Source organism: Streptomyces sp. NPDC057307, from assembly GCF_042667665.1.
Classification (GTDB): Bacteria; Actinomycetota; Actinomycetes; order Streptomycetales; family Streptomycetaceae; genus Streptomyces.
On record NZ_JBHUZM010000003.1, the window covers coordinates 72,165 to 89,911 of the forward strand.

At 70.9% G+C, this 17,747-nt stretch carries 15 protein-coding genes; 6 read left to right on the forward strand and 9 right to left on the reverse strand.

Going from position 1 to position 17,747, the window contains the following annotated elements:
* Positions 1–112 precede the first annotated feature (112 nt).
* Both ACFUN8_RS02140 and ACFUN8_RS02145 read left to right on the forward strand, forming a co-directional pair.
* Positions 113–514, forward strand: a complete 402-nt coding sequence (locus tag ACFUN8_RS02140; RefSeq protein ID WP_382560910.1) for a YciI family protein — start codon at positions 113–115, stop codon at positions 512–514.
* A 93-nt stretch (positions 515–607) separates the two neighbouring features.
* A complete protein-coding gene (locus tag ACFUN8_RS02145; protein ID WP_383630198.1) occupies positions 608–1,888 on the forward strand; it encodes an RNA polymerase sigma factor in 1,281 nt (426 codons plus the stop codon).
* On the opposite strand, the gene ACFUN8_RS02150 is transcribed toward ACFUN8_RS02145, so the two are convergent.
* Both ACFUN8_RS02150 and ACFUN8_RS02155 read right to left on the reverse strand, forming a co-directional pair.
* On the reverse strand, positions 1,825–2,265 hold the full coding sequence (locus ACFUN8_RS02150) for a GtrA family protein (RefSeq protein WP_383630200.1): 441 nt from the start codon (positions 2,263–2,265) through the stop codon (positions 1,825–1,827). The two genes, ACFUN8_RS02145 and ACFUN8_RS02150, sit on opposite strands and share 64 nt — an antisense overlap.
* Positions 2,262–3,248 (reverse strand): glycosyltransferase family 2 protein, encoded by a 987-nt coding sequence (locus tag ACFUN8_RS02155; protein WP_383630202.1) that lies wholly within the window; start codon positions 3,246–3,248, stop codon positions 2,262–2,264. Before ACFUN8_RS02155 ends, ACFUN8_RS02150 begins: the two co-directional genes overlap by 4 nt.
* Before the next feature lie 124 nt (positions 3,249–3,372).
* Here ACFUN8_RS02155 and ACFUN8_RS02160 point away from each other — a divergent pair, with 124 nt between their 5' ends.
* Complete coding sequence (locus tag ACFUN8_RS02160) at positions 3,373–5,988, forward strand: YfhO family protein (RefSeq protein ID WP_383630204.1); 2,616 nt, start codon at positions 3,373–3,375, stop codon at positions 5,986–5,988.
* Here ACFUN8_RS02160 and ACFUN8_RS02165 read toward each other — a convergent pair.
* From ACFUN8_RS02165 to mfd, 6 genes are all read right to left on the reverse strand, one after another.
* Positions 5,932–7,503: a serine/threonine-protein kinase gene (locus ACFUN8_RS02165; protein WP_383630206.1), complete on the reverse strand. Its 1,572-nt coding sequence runs from the start codon at positions 7,501–7,503 to the stop codon at positions 5,932–5,934. The genes ACFUN8_RS02160 and ACFUN8_RS02165 overlap by 57 nt on opposite strands.
* Positions 7,500–8,162, reverse strand: a complete 663-nt coding sequence (locus ACFUN8_RS02170; RefSeq protein WP_383630208.1) for a hypothetical protein — start codon at positions 8,160–8,162, stop codon at positions 7,500–7,502. The genes ACFUN8_RS02165 and ACFUN8_RS02170 overlap by 4 nt, the downstream gene beginning before the upstream one ends.
* Positions 8,163–8,276: 114 nt before the next feature.
* On the reverse strand, positions 8,277–9,053 hold the full coding sequence (locus ACFUN8_RS02175; RefSeq protein WP_383630210.1) for an N-acetyltransferase: 777 nt from the start codon (positions 9,051–9,053) through the stop codon (positions 8,277–8,279).
* Between the two features lie 108 nt (positions 9,054–9,161).
* Positions 9,162–9,401, reverse strand: a complete 240-nt coding sequence (locus tag ACFUN8_RS02180; RefSeq protein ID WP_383630212.1) for a hypothetical protein — start codon at positions 9,399–9,401, stop codon at positions 9,162–9,164.
* A gap of 26 nt (positions 9,402–9,427) precedes the next feature.
* Positions 9,428–10,258, reverse strand: a complete 831-nt coding sequence (locus ACFUN8_RS02185) for an HNH endonuclease family protein (RefSeq protein WP_383630214.1) — start codon at positions 10,256–10,258, stop codon at positions 9,428–9,430.
* On the reverse strand, positions 10,255–13,806 hold the full coding sequence (mfd, locus tag ACFUN8_RS02190) for a transcription-repair coupling factor (RefSeq protein WP_383630312.1): 3,552 nt from the start codon (positions 13,804–13,806) through the stop codon (positions 10,255–10,257). The genes ACFUN8_RS02185 and mfd overlap by 4 nt, the downstream gene beginning before the upstream one ends.
* A 290-nt stretch (positions 13,807–14,096) precedes the next feature.
* Between mfd and ACFUN8_RS02195 the strand changes: the two genes are divergently transcribed.
* The 3 genes from ACFUN8_RS02195 (at position 14,097) to ACFUN8_RS02205 (ending at position 17,394) form a co-directional block, all read left to right on the forward strand.
* A complete protein-coding gene (locus ACFUN8_RS02195; RefSeq protein ID WP_383630216.1) occupies positions 14,097–14,366 on the forward strand; it encodes a hypothetical protein in 270 nt (89 codons plus the stop codon).
* Positions 14,359–14,982, forward strand: coding sequence for a DUF6879 family protein (locus tag ACFUN8_RS02200; RefSeq protein WP_383630218.1), 624 nt, complete (start codon positions 14,359–14,361; stop codon positions 14,980–14,982). Before ACFUN8_RS02195 ends, ACFUN8_RS02200 begins: the two co-directional genes overlap by 8 nt.
* Positions 14,983–15,144: 162 nt before the next feature.
* Positions 15,145–17,394 carry an ATP-binding protein gene (locus tag ACFUN8_RS02205; RefSeq protein ID WP_383630220.1) on the forward strand — a complete coding sequence of 750 codons (2,250 nt, stop codon included), beginning with the start codon at positions 15,145–15,147 and terminating at the stop codon, positions 17,392–17,394.
* Positions 17,395–17,449: 55 nt separating this feature from the next.
* Here the strand turns inward: ACFUN8_RS02205 and ACFUN8_RS02210 are convergent, their stop codons facing one another.
* Positions 17,450–17,650 carry a hypothetical protein gene (locus ACFUN8_RS02210; protein WP_383630222.1) on the reverse strand — a complete coding sequence of 67 codons (201 nt, stop codon included), beginning with the start codon at positions 17,648–17,650 and terminating at the stop codon, positions 17,450–17,452.
* Positions 17,651–17,747: the final 97 nt, after the last annotated feature.

Here is a 17,747-nt window from a genome sequence, read left to right on the forward strand (position 1 = left end):
CTGACTTTTTTCGAAAACTTCGCCGAACGGTCGGCCGGGGTGTCGAAATCGCGGCGGCGGCTTCTACCAGTGTGTGAGAGCACCACTGGGCGGTTACGAAGAGGAGCGAGCCATGAAGTACATGCTGCTGATGCAGTTCAGCGCGGCGACCACGGATTTCCCGGAGATCTCGACGTGGACCCCCGAGGAGATCCGGGCGCACATCGCCTTCATGGGCGACACGAATCAGATGCTCAAGGACGCGGGCGAATTCGTGGACGCGCAGGGCCTCGCGGGGCCGGACACGGCGCGGATCGTGCGGGCCGGGAGCGGCGGCACGCCCGTCGTGACGGAGGGGCCGTTCCCGGAGACGAAGGAGTTCCTGGCCGGGTTCTGGTTCGTGGACTGCGAGACGCCCGAGCGGGTGGACGAGATCGCCGCGCACATCTCGGCGGCCCCCGGCCCCGGCGGCAGACCGCTGAACATGGCGATCGAGGCCCGCCAGATCATGGCCGGACCGCCCGAGGAGTTCTAGAGCCGTGGGGAGTTCCGGAGGGGTGAGGAGTTCTGGGGCCGTGGGGAGTTCCGGCGGAGTGCGGAGTTCCGGGGGAATTCCGGGGAGCCCGCGTTGAGCCGTATCACCTTCTACGACGAGGACCTGCTGCGCACGCTCGCGCCGCAGGTCGTCGGCGTGCTCACGCGGCGCTTCGGGGACTTCGCCGCCGCCGAGGACGCCGTGCAGGAGGCGCTGCTGGCGGCGGCGACGCAGTGGCCGGACGAGGGCGTGCCCGGCAATCCGCGAGGCTGGCTGATCCAGGTCGCGAGCCGCCGGATGACCGAGCTGGTACGCGCCGAGCAGGCGCGGCGGCGGCGTGAGGACCTGGCGACGGGGCGGGAGCCGGCCGACCGGCTGGTGGCCCCGCCCGCCGACGCGGACGAACCGGCCGACCGGGACGACTCGTTGACCGTCCTGTTCCTGTGCTGCCATCCGGCGCTGTCGCCGGCCGCCGCCGTCGCGCTGACGCTGCGGTGCGTGGGCGGTCTCGGTACGGGGGAGATCGCCCGCGCCTTCATGGTGCCCGAGGCGACGATGGGACAGAGGATCAGCCGGGCGAAGCAGCGGATCAGGGCGTCCGGGGTGCCGTTCGGGATGCCGGGGCCGGACGACGAGGAATGGGCGCGCCGGCTCGGAGCCGTACTGCACGTTCTGTATCTGATCTTCAGCGAGGGGTACGCGACGAGTGCCGGGCCCGAACTCCAGCGGGTCGAGCTGTCCCAGGAGGCGATCCGGCTGACCCGCGCCGTCCATGAACTCCTGCCGGACGACGGTGAGATCACCGGGCTTCTGGCGCTGATGCTGCTCACCCAGGCCCGCAGCGCGGCCCGTACGGGGCCGGGTGGTGAGCTGATCCCGCTGGCCGAGCAGGACCGGGGGCGGTGGGACGGCGCGGCGATCGCCGAGGGCGTCGCGCTGATCACGGCGGCGCTGCCGTACGGCCCGGTGGGCCCGTATCAGGTGCAGGCGGCGATCGCCGCCGTCCATGACGAGGCGGGGTCGGCGGACGGGACGGACTGGCCGCAGATCCTGGCGCTGTACGGGGTGCTCGACGCGCTCGTCGACAATCCGGTGGTCTCGTTGAACCGCGCGGTCGCGCTGGCGATGGTGCGGGGTCCGGCGGCGGGGCTCGCCGCCGTGGACGGGCTCGAAGCGGCTGGACGCCTCGCCGGGCATCACCGGCTGTATGTGGTCAGGGCGCATCTGCTGGAGATGGCGGGCGACCGGGAGGCGGCGGCGGAGAACTACCGGGCCGCCGCCGCGCGTACGACGAGCACGCCCGAGCACCGCTACTTGTCGATACGGGCCGCGCGGCTCGGGACGGGGGCGGGGGCCGGCGACGGTTCGGTGTAGGCGGCCGGCTCCGGGCGCAGCATGATCGTGCGCGAGACCACGAACGTGATCGGGATCGCCGCCGCCGCCGCGATCAGCGGCGCGTACGTCCTGCCGAGGTGGAGCACATCGACCAGCAGATAGACGCCGCACGTGGTGATGGTGAAGTTCGCCGCGTTGGTGAGCGGGAACAGCAGGAACTTCCGCCAGGTCGGCCGGGTGCGGTAGGTGAAGTGTGAGTTGAGGAAGAAGGAGCCGATCATGCTGAGCACGAAGGCGACGACATGCGCCGCGACGTACGGGAGCCAGGTCAGCAGCACCAGATAACAGGCGTAGTACGAACCGGTGTTGACGACGCCGACGAGCGCGAATCTGATCAGCTGGCCCCGGACCGTCATGTGCCTACGAGCTCCTGCTCCTGCTCCGAGGTGGAAAGTGTCCGGCGCGGGCGGTCCGCGTCAGTCGCCGCCACCAGATAGTGGGGGCGCCGCTTCACCTCGTAATAGATGCGGCCGACGTACTCTCCGACGACTCCCACCATCACCATCTGCACGCCCGACAGCGCCGTGACGGCCACCAGAAGTGTGACATAGCCGGGGGACTCGACCCCGTTCACCATGGCGTCGCCGACAATCCACGCCGCGTACAGGGAGGCGAGCGTGACCAGCATCAGTCCGAGGTAGAGCGCGGCCCGCAGCGGTTTGTTGTTGAAGGAGAGCATGCCGTCGAGCCCGTAGTTGAGCAGCTTTCCGAAGCTCCATTTGGAGCGGCCCTGCTCACGCACCGCGTTCTCGTACTCGAATGTGGTGGAGCGGAATCCGACCCAGGCGAAGATTCCCTTGGAGAAGCGGTTGTACTCGGCGAGGCCGAGCACCGCGTCGACCGCGCGGCGGGAGAGCAGCCGGAAGTCCCCGACGCCGTCGACCAGTTCCACATCGATCAGGCGGTTGATCAGCCGGTAGTAGACGCGGGCCGCCAGGGTGCGGGTGACCCGGTCGCCCTTGCGGGTGCGGCGGGCGATGACCTGCTCGTAGCCCTCCTCGTGGAGGGCGAGCATGCGCCGGACCAGCTCCGGCGGGTGCTGCAGGTCCGCGTCCATGATGACCACGGCCTCGCCCTTCGCGTACTGGAGGCCGGCGAGCATCGCCGCCTCCTTGCCGAAGTTGCGGCTGAAGGAGACGTAACGGGTGCGGGAGTCGCCCGCGGCGATCTTCTCCAGCCGCCGCAGAGTGCCGTCCCGGCTTCCGTCGTCCACATAGACCAGCTCGAATTCATGCCCGAGTTCCCCTTCGAGCAGCGCGAGTTCATCGGTCACATGGTCGTGGAAGCGGTCGACGATCTCCTCTTCGTTGAAGCACGGGACCACTATCGAGATCAGCACCGTAGAACCACATCCGACAGGAATGTCAGCGTTGGAGTCCCCACGTGAATTGCGGGCGGCCATCGCATGAACTGAATCACCAACGACCCTTTTGTCGGGATGCACGCTGACATATTCGATCACTATGCCGACCCTGGAATCCGTGCGTGGCCGGGCAGCCGCGTTCGCCGCCCTCATCACCGTGACCGCCGTCTGCGCGGGTGACGCCGTGGCCGGGAGCTTCCCGTACGGCTCCGGCACCCGGAGCGTCAACGACCTGGGCAATCAGTTCGTCCCCTTCCACGCCAAGCTGTGGGACCTGCTGCACGGGCGTGGGGACGGCGGGCTGCTGCTCAACTGGCAGTCGGGGTACGGCACGGCGTTCCTGCCCGACCTCGGCACGTATCTGACCAGTCCGTTCGCCCTGCTGGTGGGGCTGTTTCCACGGGACCGGATCGATCTCGCCGTGTATGTGATCACCGTGCTCAAGATGGCGGCGGCGGGCGCGGCGATGGCGTGGCTGCTGCTGTCCTTCGTGAACAGGCGGCCTGCCTCGGTCCCCACGACGTGGAGACCGGAGCGGGTCCCCACGTCGTGGCGACCGGGGCAGGTCTCCACGTCGTGGTGGGTCGCCGGGGTGCTCGGCGCCACGTACGCGCTCTGCGGCTGGTCGGTCATCGAGGCGTCGTACAACCCGATGTGGCTCGACGGGCTCATCGCCTTCCCCCTGCTATGCCTGGTCGGCGAGTGGGTACGGGCGGGGCGTCGGCCGGTCCTCGGCCCGCTCGTCGTCGCCCTCGCCTGGATCGCCAACTTCTACACCGCGTACATGGCGACCCTCGGCGCCGTACTCGTGCTCTGCGTCCAACTCCTTCTCGACGGCGGGGTGTTGCGCGATCGGCTGCGCGTCCTGGTGCGCGGCGCGGTCACTGTGCTCCTCGGGATCGGGCTCGCCGCGCCCGTGCTGCTGCCGGTCGTGCTGGGGACGCGGCACGCGTATCCGGGCTGGACCACGGAGTTCGAGGCGGCCGGCTGGAGCGAGGTGTTCGCGCGGGCGCTGCCCGCGACGTACGACTTCTTCACCCCCGCCGTCTTCCTGGGCGGCGGCGCCCTGCTGCTCGCCGTCGTGCTGCCGTTCAACGGCAAGGTCCCCGGCCGGGAGCGCCTGGCGTGGGCCGGGCTCGCCGGCGCGGTCGCGCTGTCCTTGCAGTGGGGACCCACGCATCTGGTGTGGCACGCGTTCGCGACGCCCAACGGCAGCCCGTTCCGGCAGACGTTCGTGCTGTCAGGACTGCTGGTGATCGCGGCCTGGCGGTGTCTGGCGTACGGCTGGCCGGACCGCCGCCCGCTGCTCGCCGGCACCGGTCTGCTCGTCGTGGTCGGGCTCGTCGCCGCCACCGACGCGCTGACCGGGCGGCGCGCCCTCGCGCTCTTCGCGTGCGGGCTCGCGGCGGCCGTGGCGGCGCTGCTGGTGGTACGGCTCCCCCGGCGCCGTCACACGGCGCTGGCCGCCCTGTTGCTGGTGGGCGGGCTCGCGGGGCAGGCGGCGGCGACCACCGCGTACGCCGACCGGGCGCGGCTGGACCGGCTCGACCACTACCCGGCGTGGGACGAGGCGCACGAGAAGCGCGCCGACGCGATCGCGGAAGTGGACGGGTGGCCGAACTACCGCACCGATCCGGGGCGTACGCAGATCACCGCGAACGATCCGCTGCTGCTGGGCGGGCAAGGCTCCTCCTACTACAGCAGTCACACACCCGACGTGCTGACGCGCACGCTCGGCGCGCTGGGCGCCGGCTGGACGTCGAACGGGCGGGCGGTGCAGAGCCTGGACAACCCGGTCGTGGACGCGGTGTTCGCGGTCGGCGCGCGCCTCCGTACGGAGGAGGGCGGATCACCGGCCGGGGCGTCCACGGCGGGCGGGTCGCCGGAGGTGAGCCGCGCGGAGGTGCCGCCGCTGGTGACCGTACGGCCGCCGGAACGGACGCCGCCCCACTACGGCCCCTCGCCCTTCCGCAACCAGGAACTGCTGCTGGGCTCGCGCGTCTACTCCGCCCCCGTGGCGGGCGCCTGCCCCGTCGGCCGCGAGGTCTTCCTCTGGGCGCCCGACTACTACGGCACCGCCCGGCTCGGCGACGCCCCGCCGGTCATGCTGCGCGGCGACAAGCCCCGCTGGCGCGCGGCCGTGACCTCGCTCGGAACGGCCGAACGCGCCGGTGAGCGGATCACGTTCGACCGGAAGGCGCCGACGACGCGGACGGTGGCCTGCCTCGACCGGACCCGCCTCGACGCCGCCGTGGACCGGATGAAGAGGACCGGCGCCGTGTCCGTACAGGTCTCGGACCATGGCGTACGGGCCCAACTGCCGCCCGGCAGCACGGGAACGGCCGTCCTCGCCGCACCCCGGATCGCCGGCTGGAGCTGCGCCGGGAAGCCCGCCGACTCGTCCCTCGGCCTGGTCGCCGTCCCGCTGGACCCGGACGGCACGACGACCTCGGTCGACTGCTCCTTCCGGCCGCCGGGGCTGCGGTCGGGCGCCGCCCTGGGAGGCGTGTCGCTGCTCGTGCTGCTGGGCATCGCGGCGCTCTCCGTACGGAGGCGACGTCACGAACGGCCGGGAGGTGGCGAACAGCCGGGAGACCGCGAAGAGTCCGAGGGGCGCGAACTGCCGGGAGGTCGCGAAGAGCCCGGCCCGGCAGGGGCCCTATCTGCCCCGGGTGGTGCCCCGGAACTGCTGCCTTCGGTCGAGCCCACGCCGTAGTTCGACGGGCAGCGGGTGGTAGGGGCCGTACACGCGCTCCGCGTCGTACAGCAGGTACTGCAACTGCTGCTGCGCCCCCGAGTGGTCGCCGACCGCGAGCAGCAGATGCCCGATGCGGTGTCTGATGTCGAAGGCACGCGACTGGTCGGCGCCCGGCTGTCCGACGCCTTCGTAGAAGGGCAGCACCGCGCGGTACTCGTCGAGCGCCGCGCCCGCCTCGCCGAGCTGTTCCAGGCACTGCGCGGCGTCGTAGCGGAACTGGAGCGTCTGCGGGTCGCCGGGGCCGGCCTCGGCCGCGCGGTCGTCGGCGAGACGGCGCAGCTCGGGCAGGGCGCGGCGGTACTGGCCGTCGTCCATCAGCGTCGTCGCGTACTGCTTGCGCAGGATACGGACGACCGGTGAGCGTTCGCCGTGCTCGGCCGCCGCCGCCGGGAGGATCCCGCCGAGGATGTCCACGGCCTGCGTGATGCTGCCCTCGCCGAGGAGGCGCTTGGCCTCGTCCACGGCCGCCGCGACGTCGGGTCGCCGGGCGGGGACGTGCTCCGGCTTCGGCACCGGCACCGGCGCGGACGGCGGGGCGGTGGCGCGGTCGGGCCAGGGCGCGTGCGGGCGCAGGAACGGGCGGCTCGGGTCGAGCGGTGTGCCGGCCCGGCCGGAGTGGGGCGCGCCGACCACGCCGCGCGTGGGGAGCAGCGGGGCGAGTGCCTCGTACACCTCCTGCGCTCCGGCCGGCCGGTGCTGCGGATCCTTGGCGAGCAGGCGCAGGACGAGCGCCTCCAGCGTCTCGGGGATCTCCGGGCGGATCCGGCGGACCGGGACGGGCGGCTCGTACAGATGCCGGTGCAGTACGCCGAGGGCGGTCGTCCCGGGGAACGGGACGGTGCCGCTGAGGAGTTCGTGCAGGACCACGCCGAGTGCGTAGAGGTCGGTGTACGGGCCGACGGCGCCGCCCATCACCTGCTCGGGGGCCATGTAGGCGGGGCTGCCGATGACCGATCCGGTGTGGGTGAGGCGGGTGGTGTCGGTGTCGATGACGGAGGCGACGCCGAGGTCGAGCACGAGGACGGTGCCGTCGGGCTTGACCATCACGTTCCGCGGCTTGAGGTCGCGGTGCACGATGGGCACCGCGTGTACGGCGGCGAGGACGCCGCACAGTTGGGCGGCGACCGAGGCCGCCCACTGCCACGGGTAGGGCGCGTGTCCGGTGAAGTGGGCGGCGAGGTCGGTGCCTTCGACGTACTGCATGACCAGGTACAGCTCGTCGCCGTCGCTGCCCGCGTCGTGGACGGTGACCAGACCGGGGTGGTTGACCTGGGCGGTGACCCGGCATTCGCGGATGAACCTGCGGCGCAGGTCCTCGGCGCCGGCGTCGGCGGCCATCTTGTCGGGGCGCAGCAGTTTCACGGCGACGCGGCGGCCGAGGCGCTGGTCGTACGCCGTCCAGACCTGGCCCATGCCGCCCTGGCCGATGAGGCCGGCCATCTCGTAACGGCCCGCCACGACGCGGGCGTTCACCGCTTGTCGCCCTCGCCGCTGTTCCCGCCCCCGCCGTCGCTGTTACCGCTGTCGCGGCCGTTGCCGCTGTCACGGCGGAGGAGGTCGCTCAGCTCGTCCAGCTCGGCGCGCACCTGGTCGATCCGGGGCGGCGGCGTGGCGTGGTTGCGCTGCGCCCGGACGGGGGCCGCGGGGCCGGGGCCGGGCTGCTGATACGGCTGCTCCGGGGCGGCCACGGGCCGGGTGGGACCGCCGTAGCCGTAACCGGCGTTGGCGGGCGGCTGGTAGCCGTGCTGCGGGCCGGGCGGCGGGTAGTAGCCCGCGTACGCCCCCGCCGGGACCCGGTAGTGCTTGAAGTCCGCGTACAGGAAGTAGGAGATGGCGGCGGCGCCGGTCGACAGCATGCCGATCATGCCGATGTTGCCTTCGGCGCTGCTGAAGTCGTTGGTGTTGTCCTGGGCGAGATAGACGATCCACAGGATGCTGAGGGCCACGTTCCCGACGAACAGCCACCAGTTCAGGACGGACCGGGTCACGACCGCCACCCGCAGCGTCGCCGCCCAGGAGAGGAAACCGCAGGTCAGCAGCGGCAGCACCACAAAGAGCACCCGCAGGAGCGCGAGCATCCCCGGCGTCGGTGTGCGGGGCGACTGCGGGTGCGCTATTCCGGGGCCGTGCATGCTGCTCCTGACAGGCCAGGGGGGACGTCGGCGAAAGCGTATCGGGGTATACAGCGGCACCGCCGCCGAACCCTTTCGGGTGGATTCCCCCTGCCCCCGCATCTGTCCCCAACGTCAGATCCGGTGACGCACCCACACGTTGGGTTCGACGTAGACACCGTAGCCGCGTGTGGCCTCGCAGTGCACGGGCATGAGGGCTCCGGGTACGACGACGGGCCCGTCCGTGTCGAACGGGAGCCCCGTCCACTCGCGCCACTGGGCGACCGATCCGGTGACCGTCATGGAAGCGGGCGCCACCGAGTCGATGACACCGCCCGCGCGTACGTGGACGCGGAGCCAGGGGTCGTACGGCAGTCCGTCCTCGTCCCGTACGCGATGGGCGTACTCCTCCATCGCGGTGTGCGGCTCCTGGTGCTTGGCGCTGGGCCGTACCGGCGCGAGCAGTTCGGCGAAGCCGTGGCGCGCGGTGTTCGCGCGCATCGCCGCCAGCATCGTGCCGGACAGGCCCCGCCCCTGCCGGTCGGTGGCGACCGTGATCTCGATCGCGCTGACGGTGTCCGGTTTCCTGCCGTGCCGCAGATCGGAGAACGCCCACAGCAGCGCCTGGTCCCAGCCGGTCGCCGGCAGCGTCCCGCGTCCCTCGGTGTGGAGCCGGAACGGGACGCTGAAGGCGCGGGCCACGACAGTGCCCGCCTCGTCCGTGCCGACGAGCGCGAACTCGGGCAGCTCACTGACGATCCGGCCGATGTTCGCCCACCCCACGGGGTCGTGAAGCATGAACTCCGGCCAGGTGTCGAGCATCCGCCACATCGGGTCGACCAGCTCGGGGCGTTCGGCGAGGGTGGTGACGGTGAGGTTGGTGGCGGTCAGGTTGGTGGCGGTGAGATCCATGCGGGCACGTTAGCGGCGCGCGGCGGGATGCTCCCACTGCTTTTGCGCGCGGCCGGTCGCGCGCGCGGGCAGCTGACCGCCCTCTGCCGGCGCGGTCAGTCGCGGCGGTCAGTCGTCCTCGGGCATGGGTGCCGGCTCCGCGTTCTCCATGCGCTCGGGTGTCCAGTACTCCTCGACATCCGCCGGGTCCTGGTTCGTCCGTACGCCGGTGGTCCCGGAGTCGGGAGCGGACGGCGCCCCGTCCCCCGCGTCTGCGCCCGAGCCGACCGCCTGCAGGCCGAAGCCGCCGGCGACCACGGCGACGACGCCCGCCGCGACCCTGATCCGGCGAGCGGTGGAGGATCCCATGAGTGTCCTTCCGGAGAGGGCGGGTGTCAGCCGCCGCACTGGGTCAGCATCGTCTTCCTGTCGGCGGCGGTCACCGGGAGTTCGTACTTGGCCGCGACCTGCGCGAACCGCACCACGTACGCGCAGCGGACCGGCTTGTTCGGCGGCAGCCAGGAGGCGGGGCCCGAGTCGCGCTTGCCGCTGTTGGTGGGGCCGTCGACGGGCAGCAGATTCAGCGGATCGTTCGCCAACTGCTCGCGCTTTTCCTCGTTCCAGCGGGCCGCGCCCATCTGCCAGCTGTAGGAGAGCGGCACCATGTGGTCTATCTGGACGGCCGTCGCCTGCTTCTTCTTCCAGGCGATGTCCTTGCCGGTGTACGGGTCGTGCAGCGTCATCGAGACGATCACGCACTTCGAGCCGGACCGGAACTCGATGTCCTGGCCGTCGCGTTTCAGCAGGTCGTTACGGGTGTCGCAGCCGTTGCGGGCGAACGGGACGCCGTCGGCGGAGTCCATCCACGCGTAGCCGAACTCGTCCCGGTCGTAACCGGTCCTGGGACCGCGCCCCTTCACCTCCAGCGCCCCGATCAACTTGCGCGCCGCCGCCCGGTCCGCGTCCCCGGTGAGGGGCGCGAGGCCGGGCGCGGTGCCCTCCTCGTTCTTGAGGGGGCTGGTCGCCCGCCCGTCCGGGGCGCCGCCGTCGGCGTCGGCCGATCCGTCGGAGGACCCGGAGGACTCGGAGGTCCCGGAGGTCCCGGAGGCCGCGGGGTCGACGGAATCGATGGCGTCGCACCCGGCGAGCAGCGCGGAGGCGAGGACGAGGGCGAGAAGAACCGGCCGGGCGGCGGTGCGCGGGGAGTTGCGTCTGAGAGCGGTCACGACCCCAGGATCGTCGCCAGGAACTCCCCCGTCCATGACAGCAGTTCGCGGCCCACCACCGGCTTGCCGCCGATCTTGCCCGACGTCGGGCGGGGGACCATGATCTGGTGGGCCGTCGGCTTGATCACCGTACGGGGGTGCAGGCGCTTGAGGCGCAGCTCCTGCGACTCCCGCAACTCCACCGGCGCGAAGCGGATGTTGGGGCCCTGGAGGACGATCTCGCCGACCCCGCAGGCGCGGGCCAGCATGCGCAGGCCCGCCACCAGCAGCAGGTTCTCCACCGGCTCGGGGAGCTTGCCGTAACGGTCCGTCAGCTCCTCGCGTACGGCGGTGATGTCGGCCTCCGAGTTGGCGGAGGCGATCGCGCGGTACGCCTGGAGGCGCAGTCGCTCGCCGGGGGCGTAGTCGTGCGGAACGTGCGCGTCGACCGGGAGTTCGATCTTGACCTCCAGCGGCGGCTCCTCCTGCACCGTGCCGTCGACGGCCGCGCGGTAGTCCGCGACGGCCTCGCCGACCATGCGTACGTACAGGTCGAAGCCGACGCCCGCGATGTGCCCGGACTGCTCGCCGCCGAGCAGGTTGCCCGCGCCGCGGATCTCCAGGTCCTTCATCGCGACGTACATGCCGGCGCCCATCTCGGTGTGCTGGGCGATCGTCGCGAGGCGTTCGTGCGCGGTCTCGGTGAGCGGCTTCTCCGGCGGGTAGAGGAAGTACGCGTAGCCGCGCTCCCGGCCGCGCCCCACCCGGCCGCGCAACTGGTGGAGTTGGGACAGGCCGAAGTTGTCGCCGCGCTCCACCACGAGGGTGTTGGCGTTGGCGATGTCGATGCCGGACTCCACGATCGTGGTGGAGACGAGGACGTCGAACTTCTTCTCCCAGAAGTCCACCACGACCTGTTCCAGGGCCTGTTCGGACATCTGGCCGTGCGCGGTCGCGATCCGCGCCTCGGGGACGATCTGGCGCAGCCGCGCCGTGGCGCGGTCGATCGACTCGACGCGGTTGTGGATGTAGAAGACCTGGCCCTCGCGCAGCAGTTCACGGCGGATGGCCGCGCCGATCTGCTTCTCCTCGTACGGGCCGACGAAGGTCAGCACCGGGTGCCGCTCCTCGGGCGGGGTGGTGATGGTCGACATCTCGCGGATGCCGGTCACCGCCATCTCCAGGGTGCGCGGGATCGGTGTCGCGGACATCGTCAGCACGTCGACGTTGGCGCGGAGCTTCTTCAGCTGCTCCTTGTGCTCGACGCCGAAGCGCTGCTCCTCGTCCACGATGACCAGACCGAGGTCCTTGAACCGGGTCTCGGAGGAGAAGAGGCGGTGCGTGCCGATGACGATGTCGACCGACCCCTCCCGCAGCCCTTCGAGGGTCGCTTTCGCCTCGCTGTCGCTCTGGAAGCGGGACAGGGCCTTCACGACGACGGGGAATTGTGCGTACCGCTCGGAGAAGGTCCCGAAGTGCTGCTGCACGAGCAGCGTCGTCGGGACGAGGACGGCGACCTGCTTGCCGTCCTGGACGGCCTTGAAGGCGGCGCGTACGGCGATCTCCGTCTTGCCGTAGCCGACGTCGCCGCAGACCAGGCGGTCCATGGGGACCGTCTTCTCCATGTCCTCCTTGACCTCGGCGATGGTGGAGAGCTGGTCGGGCGTCTCCACGTACGGGAAGGCGTCCTCCAGCTCCCGCTGCCAGGGGGTGTCCGCGCCGAAGGCGTGGCCGGGGGCCGCCATGCGGGCCGAGTAGAGCTTGATGAGGTCGGCGGCGATCTCCTTGACCGCCTTCTTGGCGCGCTGCTTGGTCTTGGTCCAGTCGGCGCCGCCGAGGCGGTGCAGGGTGGGGGCCTCGCCGCCGACGTACTTGGTGACCTGTTCGAGCTGGTCGGTGGGGATGTAGAGGCGGTCGCCGGGCTGGCCGCGCTTGGCGGGGGCGTACTCGACGAGCAGGTACTCGCGTGTCGCGCCCTGGACGGTGCGCTGCACCATCTCGACGTACCGGCCGACGCCGTGCTGCTCGTGGACGATGTAGTCGCCCGCCTCCAGGGTCAGCGGGTCGATGGTCTTGCGGCGCTTGGTCGGCATCCGCACGCCGTCCTTGCCCGCCGCCTTCTGGCCGGACAGGTCGGTCTCCGTGAGGACGGCCAGTCCCAGCGCGCGGTCCACGAAGCCGTACTCGATCGAGCCGCACGCGACGTGCACGACGGACGGGGTGATCTCGCCCAGGCCCTTGCCGCCGTGCGCCTCGGGGGTGTCGAGTCGGGCGGGGATGCCCTCGCCGCCCAGTACCTCGACGGTACGGGCGGCGGTGCCGTGGCCCTCGGTGACATAGACGGTGCGCCAGCCGTCGGCGAGCCAGCCCTTGGTGTCGGCGAGGGCGCGGGCGGTGTCGCCCCGGTAGGTCTCCGGGGCGCGCATGCCCAGCTTGAGGGTGTCGGCCGACAGCTCCTCGTCGGCGGCGAACGGCGCCACCGACCACCACATCATTCCCAGCTCACGGGCCCGGTCGCGGACGTCCGCGATGCCCCACAGCGAGGCCGCGCCGACGTCGATGGGTGCCTCGCCGCCGCCGGCTCCGGCCGCCCAGGACGCCTGGAGGAACTCCTGGCTGGTGGCGACCAGGTCGGACGCCCGGGTGCGGACCCGCTCGGGGTCGCAGACCAGCGCCATCGAGCCCTTGGGCAGTACGTCGAGCAGCAGCTCCATGTCGTCCACGAGGACCGGGGCCAGCGCCTCCATGCCCTCCACCGCGATGCCCTCGGCGATCTTGCCGAGCATGTCGGCCAGCTCGGGGTGCACCTCGGCGAGCGCGGCGGCCCGCTCCCGTACCTGCGGTGTGAGCAGCAGTTCACGGCAGGGCGGCGCCCACAGTCCGTGCTCGGCCACTTCGAGTGAGCGCTGGTCGGCGACCTTGAAGTAGCGGATCTCCTCGATGTCGTCGCCCCAGAACTCCACGCGCAGCGGGTGCTCCTCGGTGGGCGGGAAGACGTCCAGGATGCCGCCTCGTACGGCGAACTCGCCGCGCTTCTCCACCAGTTCGACGCGGGAGTACGCCGCGGCGGCCAGCGCCTGCGTCACCTCGTTCAGGTCGGCGGTCCCGCCGCCGCGCAGCGAGACGGGCTCCAGGTCGCCGAGGCCCTTGACCTGCGGCTGGAGTACGGAGCGGATGGGCGCGACGACGACGCTGACCGGCCCGGCACCGGGGTCGTCGGCGCTGGGGTGCGCGAGCCGGCGCAGTACGGCGAGCCGGCGGCCGACGGTGTCGCTGCGGGGCGACAGGCGCTCGTGGGGCAGCGTCTCCCAGGACGGGAACTCCGCGACGGAGTCGGCGGGCAGCAGGGACCGCAGCGCGGCGGCCAGGTCCTCGGCCTCGCGTCCGGTCGCGGTGACGGCGAGGACGGTACGGCGCGCGTCGCGCGCGAGGGCGGCGACCGCGAAGGGGCGGGCGGCGGGCGGGCCGACCAGATCGACATGCGTGCGATGCCCGTCGGCGGCGGCGCCGACCGCTTCGGCGAGCGCCGGGTCTCGTACAACGGCGTCGAGCAGACCGTGCAGGCTCATGAAGGGTGTTTCCGTCCGGTTCCGGGGGTGGTGGTGCGGGGTGACGACCGACGCGAGGTGCTGCGGGAGCAACGCGAAGGGCCCGACACGTGTCACGGGCCGGGGCTCCCCAGCGTACGACTCCGGGCGGGCGGGCGTCGCGCGGGACGGGTGGGGCGGGGGCGACGGCCGGTGCGGGGCCCGGGGATGTTGGCGAGAAGGCGCCGCCGGACTGACGTTGCTCTGCGTAATCAAGGCCAGTAGAATCTGTGATGTCTGTCCGCCGGAATCCTCACACTCGGAGGTAGCAAATGGACCGTTCCTGGGAAGCAGATCCGTCCGCCTTATTCGAGCGGCGCCTCGGCAAGACAGCGTGGGAACTGGGAAATTCACAGGACAAAGACGACTGCCCGGACATCTGGCAGCTCAGCAATGGCGATGTCGCAGTTATCGGCCGCGATCTGACAGCATCCTATTCGGCGAACCTTCCCGACGGAGTCTCCCTGGCGGCGGACGAGCGTCTCGTCGTCATCCCCGGAAATATGCTCAGCGCCGCGAAGAAAGACATTCCGGATGCTTGATCTGAACGTGCCGACGATCGACCCCAAACTGGGTGAACGCCTCGTCAGCAAGGACTACAAGCGCGACTTCAGGGAACTCGACGCAGCGATCCATGACGGCACATCATGGAAGCTGGAGCGGCGGCAGTACTTCGAGGAGCAGAACTCCCCTAGCAGGGACGTACTCACTCGCGGCGACTGGCAGGAAGCGCTTCGCCTCCTCGGCGAGCGTAGGGAATCCTGGCTGGCCAACGCGGCGGAGGACAGGCGTCGTAGGTACACCTTTCACCGAGTGCGCGTTGTCGAATATCCCTTCACCCCGTACGTGCAATGGGAAATGCATTCGCTGGTTCAGGAGGACGAACTGGGCAGCAGCCGCGTACGGATCGTCACCGCAGAGCAAGTGGCGGACGCCGAGACGGCCCAAAAACTCCCGGAAATGGTAGTCCTCGGCGGCCAAACCCTTTACAACGTCATCTACAGCGACTCTGGCGTACCAATGGGTTCGATCCGCTTCACCGATCAGCAACACGTCCACTCCTGGGAACAGTACATCCGATCGCTTTTCGAGATCGGTGAGGACATCGCCACGTACTTCGCCCGTGAGATCGCGCCCCTGCCCGCACCTGTCCCGTAACCGGAGCACATCATCAACGAGCACAACGGTGCATCAGACGTTCCCGACAGCTCGCACAACGACCTGTCGGGAACGTCCCACGACGTCGTCCAGTCCGGGAGCGTCACCGGCGGGATCCACTTTCACCGGCACGCTGCGGGCGACGCGGGACGCGAAGGGCCGGTGCCACGCCAGTTACCCGGGGATATTCACCGCTTCGTCAACCGCACCGCCGAACTGGGCCAGTTGCACGCCGTTCTGCCCGGCGAGGACGGCGAGGGCGGCGCCCCCGTCGTCGTCTCCGTCTGCGTCGTCGCGGGCACCGCCGGTGCGGGCAAGACCTCGTTCGTACTGCACTGGGCCCACCAGGTCCGTGAGCATTTTCCCGACGGACAGCTTTACGTCAATCTGCGCGGTTACGACCCCGGTCAGCCGCTGAGCGCCCACGAGGCCCTTCGCGGATTTCTCTCCGCCCTGGGGGTGCACGCCGACTCCGTGCCCCAGGAACTCGACGCCGCCGCAGCTCTCTACCGCTCGCTGCTGGCCGACCGGACGATGCTGATCATCCTGGACAACGCGGCGACGGTCGCGCAGGTCCGCCCGCTGCTGCCGGGCGGCTCGAAGTGCCTGACGCTGGTGACGAGCCGCAGCAGGCTCTCCGGGCTCGCCATAAGGGACGGAGCGCACCGGCTGACACTCGGCACGTTGCCCGAGCCCGAGGCCGTCGCCCTTCTTCGGGCGGTGACCGCCGGCTACCGACCGGAGGACGACCAGCGCGAACTCGCCGAACTCGCCAGGCTGTGCGCCGCGTTGCCGCTGGCCCTGCGCATCGCCGGTGAACGCGCCGCGAGCAATCCACATCTGCGCCTGGCCGATTTGATCGCTGAACTGCGCGACGAATCCGCCCTCTGGGACGCACTCAGCATCGGGGACGCGGATGAGGCGGAGGCCGTCCGCACCGTGTTCGCGTGGTCGTACCGCGCCCTGTCCGAACCGGGCGCGACGCTCTTCCGGCAGCTCGGCGTGCACCCCGGGCCCGAGTTCGGCCTGCCTGCCGCCACCGCGCTCGCCGCACTGCCCGCCGTACAGACCCGCCAACTGCTCGACTCCCTCGTCGGGGCCCACCTGCTGGAGCAGACGGGGCCCGACCGCTACCAGTTCCACGACCTGCTGCGCGCGTACGCCGCCGGGCTCACCCGGCAGGAGAAGCCGCAGGAGGAGGGGCGAGCCGCCCTCCAGCGGGTGCTGAGCTGGTACCTGTGCAGCGCGGAGGCGGCGCGGGTCATACTTGCTCCCTCGGAGGAGCACGTGTCGCTGCCGGAACTGCCCCAGACCGTCAGTCCGTTGGAGTTCGCGGACTACGACGCGGCAATGGACTGGGCTGAGCGCGAGCAGACCAACCTGCTCCGGACGGTCGGCGCCGCAACCGCCGGCGAACACGACACGCTGGCATGGAAGTTGGCGTTGGTCCTGTGGTACATGCAGCCGCCTTCCGCGTCGATGACCGACTGGGTGGCCGTGGGGACTGCGGGGCTGGAAGCGGCTCACCGGGTGGGTGACCCCACGGCCGAGGCGGAGCTTCTCAGCTGTCTGGGTATGGCCCACCACCGGATCAATGCGTGGGACGAGAGCCTGGACTGTCATCAGCGGGCGCTGGCGATCCGCCGAGCCAATGGAGATGGGGCCGGTGAGGCGGACTCACTGAATCTGATCGGACTCATTCACCTGAGGCGACGTCAATTGAAAGACGCGGCAACCCATTTCGAACAGGCCGCGACACTGTGGCGGGCGGCGGACTCCCACGGCTGGGCGGCCTCGGCCCTGTCGAACCTGGCGACCACGCAGTACAACGCGGGACGGTTGGAAGAAGCCGTCGTCTCCGCCCAAGAAGCACTGGCCGCCCACCGCGCTCTCGGAAACCCCGGAAACGAAGGGAACGCGCTGCGCATCCTGAGCTGTCTGCACCGCGAACGGGGCGAGTTGGACGAGGCGCTGCGCCTGGCCGAACAGGCCATGGACATCGCCCTTGTCCTGCGCGACCAGATCTACGAGGGCTACTGGCTGCTCACCCTTGGCGATGCCCAACTGGCCCAGGCCCGGCCCGCCGACGCCCTAGCGTCGTACCAGCGCTCGGCCGACCTGCACCGGCGTCTCGGCAACCGCAGCCGCGAGGCGATGGCGTGGTACGGCACGGGCGAGGCGTACGGCGCGCTCGGCAGGCCGGACGAAGGGGCGCACTTCCACCGCCGGGCGGCTGCCGTCCACCACGACCTCGGCGACTCCTGGCACGAGGCGCTGGCCTTGGAAGCGTTGGCCTCGGCACTGGACGAGCCCGCCGGCCCCGGGGAGACCGAAGCGCTGCGGCTCATCGCCCTGTACGACGACAGCCGGGCGACGGCCATGCGCCGACGACTCGCTGAGCGGAGCGCGTAAGGGCACTGGCGGTGGACGGATTTGACCGTCAGCGCAGGTCCGGGGACCTTGACGATCAGGCGGCGCATGCCTCGGCAGCGCCGTCCGCGTACGCGAGGCCCCAGGCGACGACGAAGGCATCGGGCTTTTCCGTGACTGGACGGAACTCCTCCACGACCGCGAAGAGGCGTGGTGCGGTGTCACGTAGGAGTTCGTACACCTCCCGGGCGAAGTCGATCGGCTCCGGGGCAGGGCTCTGCGGCAATACGGTCGTCATGGTTTTCCCCTGTCGGCGAGAGGGTGACGCCAGCCCGGCTGATGCCGTTGGGCATGGCGAGTAAGGCGCCGTGAGGCGCCGTGAGGCGAGGCCAGTT

Excerpts from the sequence above, each read along its gene's own strand:
- ACFUN8_RS02140 (WP_382560910.1), top strand. The coding sequence starts at position 113 with ATGAAGTACATGCTGCTGATGCAGTTCAGCGCGGCGACCACGGATTTC.
- ACFUN8_RS02150 (WP_383630200.1), bottom strand. The coding sequence starts at position 2,265 with ATGACGGTCCGGGGCCAGCTGATCAGATTCGCGCTCGTCGGCGTCGTC.
- ACFUN8_RS02160 (WP_383630204.1), top strand. The coding sequence starts at position 3,373 with ATGCCGACCCTGGAATCCGTGCGTGGCCGGGCAGCCGCGTTCGCCGCC.
- ACFUN8_RS02170 (WP_383630208.1), bottom strand. The coding sequence starts at position 8,162 with ATGCACGGCCCCGGAATAGCGCACCCGCAGTCGCCCCGCACACCGACG.
- ACFUN8_RS02175 (WP_383630210.1), bottom strand. The coding sequence starts at position 9,053 with ATGGATCTCACCGCCACCAACCTGACCGCCACCAACCTCACCGTCACC.
- ACFUN8_RS02180 (WP_383630212.1), bottom strand. The coding sequence starts at position 9,401 with ATGGGATCCTCCACCGCTCGCCGGATCAGGGTCGCGGCGGGCGTCGTC.
- mfd (WP_383630312.1), bottom strand. The coding sequence starts at position 13,806 with ATGAGCCTGCACGGTCTGCTCGACGCCGTTGTACGAGACCCGGCGCTC.
- ACFUN8_RS02195 (WP_383630216.1), top strand. The coding sequence starts at position 14,097 with ATGGACCGTTCCTGGGAAGCAGATCCGTCCGCCTTATTCGAGCGGCGC.
- ACFUN8_RS02200 (WP_383630218.1), top strand. The coding sequence starts at position 14,359 with ATGCTTGATCTGAACGTGCCGACGATCGACCCCAAACTGGGTGAACGC.
- ACFUN8_RS02210 (WP_383630222.1), bottom strand. The coding sequence starts at position 17,650 with ATGACGACCGTATTGCCGCAGAGCCCTGCCCCGGAGCCGATCGACTTC.